14 protein-coding genes are annotated in these 10816 nt (G+C 59.5%); 6 read left to right on the top strand and 8 right to left on the bottom strand.

The features are described 5' to 3' along the window. The first annotated feature begins 339 nt into the window (after positions 1–339). The 6 genes from mobQ (at position 340) to ACRARG_RS21475 (ending at position 4000) form a co-directional block, all read left to right on the top strand. Entirely contained in the window at positions 340–1626 is a 1287-nt protein-coding gene (gene mobQ, locus ACRARG_RS21500; protein WP_432692054.1) for a MobQ family relaxase, read from the top strand. Further along, entirely contained in the window at positions 1623–1952 is a 330-nt protein-coding gene (locus ACRARG_RS21495; protein ID WP_432692053.1) for a hypothetical protein, read from the top strand. Before mobQ ends, ACRARG_RS21495 begins: the two co-directional genes overlap by 4 nt. A gap of 82 nt (positions 1953–2034) precedes the next feature. After that, entirely contained in the window at positions 2035–2505 is a 471-nt protein-coding gene (locus tag ACRARG_RS21490; protein ID WP_432692052.1) for a DMP19 family protein, read from the top strand. Then, a complete protein-coding gene (locus ACRARG_RS21485; RefSeq protein WP_432692051.1) occupies positions 2505–2699 on the top strand; it encodes a nuclear transport factor 2 family protein in 195 nt (64 codons plus the stop codon). Before ACRARG_RS21490 ends, ACRARG_RS21485 begins: the two co-directional genes overlap by 1 nt. An 82-nt stretch (positions 2700–2781) precedes the next feature. Beyond that, the gene (locus ACRARG_RS21480; RefSeq protein ID WP_432692050.1) at positions 2782–3105 is read left to right on the top strand and encodes a DUF4440 domain-containing protein; all 324 of its coding nucleotides are present in this window, start codon (positions 2782–2784) and stop codon (positions 3103–3105) included. 137 nt (positions 3106–3242) lie between these two features. Beyond that, positions 3243–4000 (top strand): IS5 family transposase gene (locus ACRARG_RS21475; RefSeq protein WP_432692049.1). Its coding sequence is split into 2 segments (ribosomal slippage): positions 3243–3567 and positions 3567–4000, totalling 759 coding nucleotides; the frame shifts between segments, so codons are not numbered across the junction. Positions 4001–4090: 90 nt separating this feature from the next. On the opposite strand, the gene ACRARG_RS21470 is transcribed toward ACRARG_RS21475, so the two are convergent. The 8 genes from ACRARG_RS21470 to ACRARG_RS21435 all read right to left on the bottom strand — a co-directional run bounded on the left by ACRARG_RS21470 (position 4091) and on the right by ACRARG_RS21435 (position 10390). Beyond that, positions 4091–4609 carry a hypothetical protein gene (locus tag ACRARG_RS21470; RefSeq protein ID WP_432692048.1) on the bottom strand — a complete coding sequence of 173 codons (519 nt, stop codon included), beginning with the start codon at positions 4607–4609 and terminating at the stop codon, positions 4091–4093. A gap of 91 nt (positions 4610–4700) precedes the next feature. Then, positions 4701–5387, bottom strand: a complete 687-nt coding sequence (locus tag ACRARG_RS21465; protein WP_432692047.1) for a DNA-processing protein DprA — start codon at positions 5385–5387, stop codon at positions 4701–4703. 105 nt (positions 5388–5492) lie between these two features. Beyond that, complete coding sequence (locus ACRARG_RS21460) at positions 5493–5792, bottom strand: hypothetical protein (protein ID WP_227512151.1); 300 nt, start codon at positions 5790–5792, stop codon at positions 5493–5495. Continuing rightward, positions 5740–6408: a ParA family partition ATPase gene (gene parA / locus ACRARG_RS21455; protein WP_432692046.1), complete on the bottom strand. Its 669-nt coding sequence runs from the start codon at positions 6406–6408 to the stop codon at positions 5740–5742. The genes ACRARG_RS21460 and parA overlap by 53 nt, the downstream gene beginning before the upstream one ends. 60 nt (positions 6409–6468) lie before the next feature. Beyond that, positions 6469–7497 (bottom strand): replication initiator protein A, encoded by a 1029-nt coding sequence (locus ACRARG_RS21450; RefSeq protein WP_432692045.1) that lies wholly within the window; start codon positions 7495–7497, stop codon positions 6469–6471. A gap of 375 nt (positions 7498–7872) precedes the next feature. Beyond that, the gene (locus ACRARG_RS21445) at positions 7873–8424 is read right to left on the bottom strand and encodes a hypothetical protein (protein ID WP_432692044.1); all 552 of its coding nucleotides are present in this window, start codon (positions 8422–8424) and stop codon (positions 7873–7875) included. 20 nt (positions 8425–8444) lie between these two features. Beyond that, on the bottom strand, positions 8445–10112 hold the full coding sequence (locus tag ACRARG_RS21440; RefSeq protein ID WP_432692043.1) for a type IV secretory system conjugative DNA transfer family protein: 1668 nt from the start codon (positions 10110–10112) through the stop codon (positions 8445–8447). Continuing rightward, on the bottom strand, positions 10112–10390 hold the full coding sequence (locus ACRARG_RS21435) for a mobilization protein (RefSeq protein ID WP_432692042.1): 279 nt from the start codon (positions 10388–10390) through the stop codon (positions 10112–10114). Before ACRARG_RS21435 ends, ACRARG_RS21440 begins: the two co-directional genes overlap by 1 nt. Positions 10391–10816 lie beyond the last annotated feature (426 nt).

Raw genomic sequence — 10816 nt, 5'->3', positions numbered from 1 at the left:
TGGATTGCCGGGGGTGCCGCGCTTGCGGGCTGCGCGGAACGACAGTCGCGGGCCTGTCCTACCTTGCCGGGTTTGCCACCGGCAAACCGCCGATGTGTCCCACCAATCTCCCGCCCCCCACAAGGCTGGGGAGATTGATGGAACGCATTGGCAAGCCCGTGCCTCAGCCACCCTGCGGGCAGCTTCGTCCGGGCTGTCTTTTCCCCTCCGGCCCCGGCCTTCCAGTCGACGCGGCTCCGGGGAAAAGACGGCTGACCCGGTGGCCCATGTCGGGGCATGGGCCGGGGTCAGCAGCGGCGTGCGCGATGATCGTTCGCATCACGGAAGAGGGGAGGGCGCATGGCCAGCTACCACCTCTCCGTGAAGACGATCAAACGCAGCGCCGGGCGCTCTGCCACGGCGGCAGCGGCCTACCGTGTCGGGGAGCGCATCGAGTGCCAGCGTGAAGGCCGCATCCACGACTACACCCGCAAGCAGGGGATCGAGGAGACCTTCATCCTGACTCCGAAAGACGCGCCGGACTGGGCCACGGATCGGTCCCGCCTCTGGAACGAGGTTGAGGCCAGCGAGACCCGTCGCAACTCCGTCACCGCCCGCGAATGGGAGCTGGCTCTGCCGTCCGAGATCAGCGCCGAGGACCGCTCGCAAATCACCCGCAACTTCGCCCAGGAACTGGTCAGTCGCTACGGCGTGGCCGTCGATGTGGCGATCCATGCCCCGCACCGCGAGGGCGATCAGCGCAACCACCATGCCCATGTCCTGACCAGCACCCGCAGGCTGGAGTCGCAAGGCTTTACGACCAAGACCCGCGTGCTCGATTCCGCGAAGACCGGTGGTGTGGAGATCGAGCAGATGCGCGGCCTCTGGGCCGAGTTGCAGAACCGCGCACTGGAGCGGGCAGGGGAGGTGGAGCGCGTCGATCACCGCTCGCTCGAAGCGCAGCGCGAAGCTGCGCTAGAGCGGGGCGATCAGCTTTCAGCCGAGGAACTGGACCGCGATCCGGAGCTGAAGCTGGGGCCAGCGGCCAATTCCATGGAGCGACGGGCGAAGGCGATGGCTGAGCGCCAGGGTCGGGAATATGTCCCCGTCACCGAGCGCGGTGCTGTCGTCCATGCCGCCCGCCAGGCCCGCGCCGCCTTCCGTGAGTTGCGCGAGCGACTGTACATCGCGCGGGAGACCTACGGGGCCGAGCGTGACGCCGGGCAGGGGCGTGTCTCTGCCGGTCTGGCAGCGCTGCGGGCTGCGACCACGAAAGACCGCGATCGAAACCCGGATGACTTCCGGGAGCGGCTGGCGCGCGTCGTGGGCCGGTCACGGGACCAGGACGACACGCCGAAACCGGAAGGCCGCAATTATACGCGGGAGCGGCTGAAAGAGATCATGGAGAAAGACGCCGGGCGCGATGGCCAGTCGGCGGTTCACAAGCTGGGTGGTCACAGCGAATCTGAGCTTGCAGGTGATACTGGGCGCGAGGACCGCAAGCCGTCAGTGAACGAGCGGCTCAAAGACGTGTTGAACAAGCCGCGCGAAAAGCTGGAGGTCGAGGATGAGCGCGAGCAGGAGCGCGGTGACAACGAGAACGAAAACACGCGGGACAAGGATCGGGGCGAAGGTCACAGCCTGTGACACGACCCGGTGAAACGACAGAGGAGACAGACCGGATGTATGAAGTGTTCAACGTGGGCAAGACGATCTTGCTGGATGGAAAGCCGCTATCGCTTGTGACGCCCGAAGGTGTTGAAGGCTGGATCGAGAAAGGCATCCCGCACAGCTACCGCTACGATCAAGTGCGCGATCCGCTCGACGGCCAGATGAAGTACCGCTGTCTCTATGAGAAGGACGGGGCGGATGTGCCGTTTGTCTTGGTCAACGATCCGGACGAAGGCGACGGGCGCGTGATCCTGTTCGATCAGAAGCCGGATCAGTCGCCGGTGTTACATCAGCGAAGGTGAGTGACGCCGCGCCGCCGCAAGGCGGCTTTGAGTCCAGACTCCCGGATGCTGCAAAGTGCGCGGATGTCTGCTAACTGAATCGGTGGCCGACAAATTTGGAGGTTTGAAAGCATTGGACGACTCGAACGAGATAACGGCATGGAACAACTTTGTAATGAATGCAGATCCAGATTTGCATGGAGCATGCGGCGAGAAGCGAAACGCGGCAATTGCTTGCCTCTACATGGGGGGTGCGAACAACGGCGGACTGAACGCATTCTTGACGAACTACGCAGAACTGGATGCGGACGAGGTGCTTCAGTCCCTTGAAGCCGTTGGCGCAAGTCCTGCTGCGGACCAGTTTCAGGATGTACTGCAAAAGTTAGGCGAACCTCTTCCGGCCACCACGCAAGACAAAAGGTGGGATCAACTCGAACGGCTTTGGACTGATGAACTCGATGAAATCGACGTCTTAAATACTGAAGCAGACGAAAGCTTGCTTGCAGCACTTAAAGCTCACGTTTCAAAACACATGGAGTACTATTTGACGGTCTCTGCACGGAATAGTGGTTAATGCTCCAAGCCGCGATTTACTCTGCAGCAAGGCGCTTTGATGACGTCCTGTCAGTAAAAATTTATGACGACCGCATGGCCACTGTAGATGTTCGCCTCGAACTTGGCGCGAAGAAGTTTCGCGACATCTTTAGCCTTGCAAAGGTCAAAGGCGAATGGCACGTTGTGCTGAAGATGTTCCGTCTCGAAGAGTAACTAGCAAGCTGTTGCCGATTGCGGCGCTTGGCATATTCAAACAGATTGAGGGTTCAAAATGAGCTTTGATCGACTTTGGAAGATGGAAAAGAGCTTTTGGCTCGATGGTCCGAACTTTTACGAGAACGCAATGGTTCCTGACGCATGTATGATCTTTCCGGCACCAGTTGGAATACTCAAAGGCGAGGAGATCCTTGAGGGCTTGAAGCAAGCGCCGCGTTGGCAATCTGTCGATTTTACGCAGAGGGCCGAAACTTCACTCCATAATGTGACTGTGCTTGCCTATAAGGCTAGTGGTCGCAGGAATGCAGGCGAGCCCTATCTGGCATTCTGCTCCAGTTCTTACGTCCAGCTTGGCGGAGAGTGGATCCTCGTTTCGCACCAACAAACTCCTGACCCCCAATGAACTTTGAATAGAAAGAGGCCCCGGTCGTTGCCTAATTGGTTACTCGTTGCAAAGCGGTTACCAGCCCGACCTAGGGTCAGGACCCATTGATTTCCGCGGCGCCGCATGATTCACGTCTCGAAAACCGAGCGGTGAACATGTCTGATCTCTTCTGGCTGACAGATGCGCAGATGGCGCGTCTGGAGCCCTTTTTCCCAAAGTCCCATGGCAAGCCGCGCGTCGATGACAGGCGCGTTTTGAGCGGGATTATCTTCATCAATCGCAATGGTTTGCGGTGGCGCGATGCCCCTGCTGTCTATGGGCCGCACAAGACGCTTTACAACCGTTGGAAACGGTGGAGCGACAAGGGCATCTTCGCGCGGATGATGGCCGGTCTGGCCGCCGAGCACGGCAAACAGAAGACCGTGATGATCGACGCGACATACCTCAAGGCCCATCGAACGGCGACCAGCATGGCCGCCAAAAAGGGGGGCGCGGACGCCTGATCGGCCGGACCAAGGGCGGCATGAACACCAAACTGCACGCCATTTGCGACAGTCAGGGACGCCCGCTGAACCTGTTCGTGACCGCAGGACAAGTCAGCGACTACATCGGCGCACGGGCGTTGTTGAGCAGCCTGCCAGATGTCGATTGGCTGCTCGGAGATCGCGGATACGATGCCGATTGGTTCCGAGAAGCGTTGCAAGCCAAAGGGATACGCGCTTGCATTCCTGGCCGGAAGCAACGCAAGACCCCGGTCAGATACGACAAGCGCCGCTACAAACGCCGCAACCGGATCGAGATCATGTTCGGCAGGCTCAAGGATTGGCGGCGGGTGGCAACCCGTTACGACCGGTGCCCAAGGGTCTTCCTCTCAGCCATCGCCCTCGCGGCTCTCGTCATCTATTGGCTATGAGTCCTGACCCTAGTGCGTTGACGCTAGAAGCGGGAGGCATTTTCTACTCTTCTCCACAGTAGATAAACCCACATTTGTGTATTTGTGCTTTTATGGGTTGCGGTGCGTCTTGCCGGACGGATAGCCCACGATGATGCCCGTGGCCGGGTCCACTATCTTCTCGATGTCATCTTGAAGGCCTTGCGTCCGTATCATCGCGAAGATTCTGATTTCCGCATCCGGGCAGACCGCTCGCAGCAGTTCCGCACATGCGAAGCTCGTTCGGCCCATCGTCAGCACGTCATCCACAATGGTAATTTTATCTGGCACGAAGAACGGACGTTCTGCCTCGATGCTTTCCAGGTGAACCGGCACAAGCGGCCTTTCAGCCGCCGGCGAGTTCGAAGAACGCGGCACGGCCTTAGTCCGCGTCAGGTAGGTTTGCACATCCTGGCCAAAGCCGTGTTCGTGCAGAACATCGCAGATGACCTTGGCAGGCCATAGAGCACCGTCCGGCAGAGGTGCAGAACGCGGTGCAGGCACCAGGGTCACGTCCTGCCCCAGGAACGGCTTTAGATTGTCGGCTTTGGCTTCACGCAAGTGAGGAACAGCCGAGGCGATGATATCCACCCTGCCCGCTTTGATGGCACCACAGGTTCCTCTCGATCGTTTCGAAAGGTCGGAAGTGCCACGCGGGGAATAATTGGCGAACGTGCCGTACTCATAGCTCGAAGGCACGCGCGCCCCCGGCAGTGTAGTTTGGGATGTCGAGCAGGATATCCGGCAAATTCTCACGGCGCAGAACCTGCGCCCCATATTCGATGAGCTGCTTTGGCCAGGTGAGGTTCGGGTCGGTCGCGACGTTCTCAAGGAGGTAGAGGTCGCGCCCGAGCCGAATGGCTTCCCAGCCCTGGTGGCGTGTCCCGCTTTTCTCGCTTGCCTCGATTACGATGGTCGCATCGCAGATGAGCGCCATGGTCCGGTTGCGGCGCGGAAAGTTCTCGCCCTTGCCCGGATAGCCTTCGGGAAACTGTGAAATCGCAAGGTGGTTGCGCTTTATCTCTTCGAGCAGCCCCGCGTTCTTCGCCGGATAGGCTTTGGATAAAGGAGTACCAAGCACGGCAATGGTGCGCCCGCCCTCTTCAATCGCCGTGCGGTGCGCCACCGTGTCGATGCCATCGGCCAACCCACTCACCACGATGATGCCTTGCTCTACAAACGCCCGCGTCACGGCCTTTGCGCGTTTGATGCCGTCCGGCGTGGCCTTGCGGGAGCCGACGATTGCCACGCGGGAGCCTTCGGTCAGCAACGAGGTATCGCCCGCCGTGTACAACACGTCCGGGGCGTTCTTCTCTTCAACTGGGCCAAGGGGCCCAAGGGCTTCTCTCGTTCTTAGCTCTGCGTGCATTTCCGTCCTAGCGATGCCTTTTGCGTCACCGCCCTCCCCTTTGGTTTTACATCACAAATTCAAGTTCGCGCAAAATTTCACACAAACCCACATTTGTGTTTTTGTTCATTTGCGGGTTATTCCCGCCTCGTCTTCCAGTTCCTTCGTTCGCGCCTCGATATAGGCTTGCAGCTCACCGACCATCTTCCGGTCGGTTGCACTACAAGCGGTCTTGAACCGCGTGTGCAGGCTGGCCGGTAAGTCGAGGCTCAGGCGCTTTGTCGGTTCATCCGTTGCCGCAGCTTTCGCCACCGGCTTTGAAGCCCGTGTCGTGTCATGCCCTGCCCCGCCTCGCTCGAACGCGAGGATTTGGTCATCCGTGGGCTGCTTTGGCTTCGGAGCCGCTGAAAACGTCTTCTTCGACATACCGCTCAATCTCTTTCGTTAGGTGTTCAATCTCGCGGGCGGCATTGCTTTCGCCTGCCCACTCGAAAATCGTTTGCCCCATGGTCATGCCTTCCGCGAAGGCAACCCGTTGCTCGATTTCGCTTTCCAAAATCGGCAAGCCCGCTTCTGCGGCCATGTTGCGGATATCCCGACCAATTACGGTTTTCCCTATTTTGCGGGAAACAACAAACCCACATTTTAGGGTGGGCTTGAATTCTTGCGCTTCTTTCACTTGGCGCACCGTCAGGTCGGATGCCCAGGTCGAAAGCCCCGAAGGCTCTATCGGGAGCGCCACGAAGTCCGAGGCCACAATACAGGAACGGGCTATCTCTTCGGCGTGAGGTGGCCCGTCGATGATTGTGTGGTCGTAATCTTGCGCCAGCTTAAGCGCGTCCCGTGCCATGTTCGCACGCGCCATGCTCACGACCTGGAAGGGCGCATCTTCGCGCAGGCTCGCCCATGTCGTGGCCGAGCCTTGCTTGTCCGCGTCTATCAGCAACACCCGATGCCCCTGGCGTGCCAGGCAGCCCGCCACGTTCACCGAGAGGGTGGTTTTGCCGACGCCGCCTTTTTGGTTCAGGAAAGATATTATCATGAATCAACCTCACCACATTCGCGGGAATGCGTAAAGGCACAAACCCACATTTGTGCATTTCTAGTGCTTGTACGCACCACGTTTCTTGCAGAACGCCAAGAAATGCTTGTCCGAGTCCATCACGTCGATGGCCTTGTCGTGGACCCACGACCGCCACTCGCTTTCGAGCACATAGACATCCCAGCCAGGCGCGAGACGCCGTGCCTCGGCGTGCGTGTCGAGCTTTTTGAACCGCAACGCCTGGAAGGGCAGGGCGACGACCGCCTCCGCCGCCTTGGGACGGAAGACGGCATTGTCCCCCTCAATGCTCATCACGTAGTCGGGCATGTGGTCGTGCGCGGCATCGTCCTCGATAATCTTGCCAAGCAGTCGGCGAAATTCCTTGGTGGTCGAACCCGACCCACACTTGTCGCGCAACAGCTCGATGCCGCATTTCCATTTTGGCTGTGAGCCGCAATGCTTTCGCGCTAGCTCGTAGAGCCGCCGTTCGAGAGGCTTACGCAGAAAGAAATATTCTTTGTTCAGCGTCAGAACATGGTTGTTCTCTATGGCGTCGAAAACCCAGTCCGACAGGGTAATCTCAACATCCTGCATCCGCCCGTCGCGCGTCTCTCTTACGATTTCCGCAGCCTCAATAAGGCCGAAGACCCTGAAATACTCATTGCCGCCCTGGCGGATGTTCGTCTCTATCTGCGTGCCTTGCAGACGCCGGAGCGCGTCCTTGAGCAGCTTGTAGCCTTGACCAGACGCCTGCCGGTTCGTTGCCACGAGTAGGTCATGCGCCTTGAACCGCAGCGTCCGGCTAACCGTGCGACCTTCGTTGAGCGCGGCCATGCACTGGCTGATGCAGTAAATCAGCACATCACGGTCATGCACGGTGGCAAGCCCATACCGTGACGGCGACACTTCGATGAAGTTCTCGCCATTCTGATACCGCCGAGGCTTCATGTCCGGCTTGGTCGAGAGGGTGAAAACAGGGTGTTCCATCGAGGCCATATCGCCCTTGGGAACGGCATCCACGATGTCGCACACGAACAGGTCTTTTTGCGGATGACGGTCAGGCAGCAACGGGGAGCGTGAATTCGTCATTTCACACACCCGCCAGCAAGTTCAGGATTCGTCATTTCACACACCATGGGTTACTATCGTCATTTCACACACCACACGTCAAGACTCGTCATTTCACACACCGCGATACCTGTGGATAACTTTCAAGAGGATTCGTCATTTCACACACCCGGATTCGTCATTCTACACACCGAGATTCGTCATTTCACACACCGTTCTCTCTGAATATGGTATTAATACCAGCCACTTAAACGCCAAAACCTACGGTGTAACTCTATTATAACTCTATTTAACTCCCCTTGAGCTACCACTCGCTCCCCACAAACCCACATTACCACGATGTGATATTTCACTATCCCATAGCCTCCAAAACTCAAACCCTCAGCAGACCACCGCTCACCGCTGATAGAACACACAGGCATCGACGCCCGTGGTTGTTGTTGTCCAAGAAGCCCCAAGGACAGCGCACATGGAAGCGTTGCTGGCTAAGAAACGAGGAAGCGTCACCGTCAGCACAAGAGCCAGAACCACAGCACCCAGACCGAACCATGGAAGACGGCTCTTGAAGCGACCCAGCTTTTGTTCCCGTTCCCAAAGCTGGCGCATGGTGTCCGATCTGGCATCCTCAGCTTTCCTGAGAACTTCCTGGGTGTGGTTGGACGCCCGGAGTAGATCACCGGCCATTTCACCAACACGGGCCAGGGTGTCGCCGATCTTGCCGTCGATGGTCGCGCCAACAATCTCGCCATAGTGTTCGGGGTCGGTTTGCTTTTGAGCGGCGAAGGCAGCAGAGCGGGCTTCCGTCGCCGTCTTATTCACCCTGTCGAGTACCCGTGTCTGATCATCCACCCGATCCGAGATGCTGGCGACAGCCGTGGCGAGAAGGTCGAGCGTTTCGCGCAAATCATCGTCTGAGAGCGGGGCAGGGGAGGCAGGTGTATCAGACATGGCGGATAGCTTTCAGGTTATCAGGTGTCTGGTGTGAACAGCCCGGCAAATTCAGGATCGGCGTAGTAACGCAGCTTTTGCGCGACGGCTGTGGCCTGCCCCTGGACGCGCAGGAGTTGACGATCCGGGGGAAGCTGCATGATTTCATCGGGTGTCAGCAGATCACGGCCCGTGAGGTTGTTCGAGAAGCTTGGGCCATCGCCAGGCTTGAAGCTGTCAGTCTGGAACCCGGCAGTTTCCTGACCAATCATCTGGCTCAGCCACTTGGCCGTCTCAAAATCATTCACCCCGAAGACCTGTTGCACCCCGGCATTGGCGATAAAGGTGCCAGCACGTTCGCCATAGAGGTCCTTGAGCTGGCTCATGTCCTGTAGGATCGGCCAGAGCTGAAGCCCGTAGCCTGCCATCAGCCCCATGGCGCGCTCTACGGCCTCCAGACGGCCCAGGGCGGCGAATTCATCGAGGAGGAACAGGGCAGGGGCCTTAAGACGCTCTGAGCGCCCCTCTGACGCGTTCTGAGGTTGTTCAGCGTCCCGTGCGATGTCCTGGAGGGCCTGAGAGACCAGAAGGCGCAGCCAGCGGCTGTAAGCGTCCATCCGGTTGGGCGGCAGGACCAGGAACACGGAAGTGATCCGGTGACGCAGATCGGCGAAGGCAAAGTCTGAGCGCGCCAGACACTTTGCGATCCGGGGGCTGTCCAGGAAGTGCGTGTGGCGCTGCGCGTTCGATAGGACGGAAGCCGCTTCGCGATCCGCTTTGCCGAGGAAGCGGTTGGCGGCGCGGGCGATCAGCCCGCCTGCCTCGTCGCTATCCTGCATCAGCTCCAGCAGCGCCCGGAGTTTTTCCGGGGGCAGGGTGAGATATTCCCGAACTGTGGCGAGCGACCTGCGGTCGCGATCCTCATGGCAGACGCAGAACATGATCAGCCCGCCGAGGATGGCTTTGGCTTCTTCGTTCCAGTGCGCTTCCGTCACCTGTCCCGGCGGGTCCATGACCAGTGCCTCTGTCAGAGAGGCAGCATCCTCGCCCAGATCAAGGCTATCTGGTGTCAGCCGGTCGAGCGGGTTGTAGCAAGCCGAAGGGTGACCACTGACCTCAAAGGGATCAAGGATGTGGACGGCCCCGAAGTGCCGCCGGGCTTCCCCGGCGATCCGGGCATTCTCACCTTTGGGGTCGATGACCAGGACGGAGCGTTCCGCAGCCAACAGGTTCGGGATCACGGTACCGACACCTTTCCCGGCACGTGTCGGGGCGAGGGTGATCAGATGGGCCGGGCCGTCATAGCGCAGCAGCCGTCCCGTGTGCGGGTTGCGCCCGATCAAAAGACCGGCATCTTCATGTCCTTTGCCCCGCTCCAGCTTCTTCAGTTCTTTCCGGTTCGCAAACCGCGCCGAGCCGTGGCTGTCACCTGTCAGCCCGAAATAGGCATCAGCCCCGGAGGCCATGCGCCAATACTGAAACCCAAACACAGCGCCTATGAACATGAAGGGGCCGAAGACCAGCCATTGCCAGGCGCTTTCGCCGGGCGTCTGGTCGAAGAAGGCGAAGATGAACGGAGTGGCCACCAGTGAGCCGAGCATCGCCCCGAAGGCCATCGCGCCTATCAACCATCCGAGCATGATGGGCGTGAAGATCAACCGACCGAACAAGCGAAACAGCCCTCCGAAGACGAGCATCACGCTGCGCATCAGGACGCGTCCTCATCGCTTGGAGCAGGGGAGGGCACGTCCCATTCCGCAAAGGCTTTGCGATCCTGTTCACGGGACAGATTGCGGATCAGCCGGTCGAGCATGGCGGCGGCATTGGAATCCCGTTCCGCCAGGTCCATGAGCGCCCCGCCCAGGATCACCTTGCGGCGTGTATCCAGCTTGCGCTGTCTGGTGGCTTCCCGGTTCTTCAGGGCCTGCAGGCGGGCCTTGGCCTGGGCGTAGCGTTTCTCGGCGCGTTCAAGCTCAGTCTCGGCCAATTGGGGAATCCACTTCAAAGAGGGCAGGTGTAAAGGTTAGACTTGCCACAACCATCGATAGCGCTTACCCGTAGGCCTGTAAAGGACAAGGGCGCACTTATGCAAACTCTCCACCTGCTGTTCCGAGATTTGCGTGCGATCTCCTTGAGGCGTGGCCTCAGCCGATGGCGAACTCCGTCCGACGCGAGACGCGCCGGAATGGGAGGTGCCTTCGCCCTCCCAAACCCTCCGGAACCAACCTGCGCGGTTGGATCGCGTCCCGCATCGCGGCACCCTGTCGGCATCCCGTGCCCCGTGGCCGAGGCTGGATTGCCGGGGGTGCCGCGCTTGCGGGCTGCGCGGAACGACAGTCGCGGGCCTGTCCTACCTTGCCGGGTTTGCCACCGGCAAACCGCCGATGTGTCCCACCAATCTCCCGCCCCCCAC

It is taken from the genome of Pseudooceanicola profundi, from assembly GCF_050897955.1.
Lineage (GTDB): Bacteria > Pseudomonadota > Alphaproteobacteria > Rhodobacterales > Rhodobacteraceae > Pseudooceanicola.
Note: the sequence above shows the minus strand (reverse complement) of the source record. Positions and strands in the feature narration are given on the sequence as shown.

Bases quoted from the DNA above. Each gene is read 5' to 3' on its own strand.
- mobQ (WP_432692054.1), top strand. From the start codon at position 340: ATGGCCAGCTACCACCTCTCCGTGAAGACGATCAAACGCAGCGCCGGG.
- ACRARG_RS21485 (WP_432692051.1), top strand. From the start codon at position 2,505: ATGCTCCAAGCCGCGATTTACTCTGCAGCAAGGCGCTTTGATGACGTC.
- ACRARG_RS21480 (WP_432692050.1), top strand. From the start codon at position 2,782: ATGGAAAAGAGCTTTTGGCTCGATGGTCCGAACTTTTACGAGAACGCA.
- ACRARG_RS21465 (WP_432692047.1), bottom strand. From the start codon at position 5,387: ATGCACGCAGAGCTAAGAACGAGAGAAGCCCTTGGGCCCCTTGGCCCA.
- ACRARG_RS21460 (WP_227512151.1), bottom strand. From the start codon at position 5,792: ATGTCGAAGAAGACGTTTTCAGCGGCTCCGAAGCCAAAGCAGCCCACG.
- parA (WP_432692046.1), bottom strand. From the start codon at position 6,408: ATGATAATATCTTTCCTGAACCAAAAAGGCGGCGTCGGCAAAACCACC.
- ACRARG_RS21450 (WP_432692045.1), bottom strand. From the start codon at position 7,497: ATGACGAATTCACGCTCCCCGTTGCTGCCTGACCGTCATCCGCAAAAA.
- ACRARG_RS21445 (WP_432692044.1), bottom strand. From the start codon at position 8,424: ATGTCTGATACACCTGCCTCCCCTGCCCCGCTCTCAGACGATGATTTG.
- ACRARG_RS21440 (WP_432692043.1), bottom strand. From the start codon at position 10,112: ATGCGCAGCGTGATGCTCGTCTTCGGAGGGCTGTTTCGCTTGTTCGGT.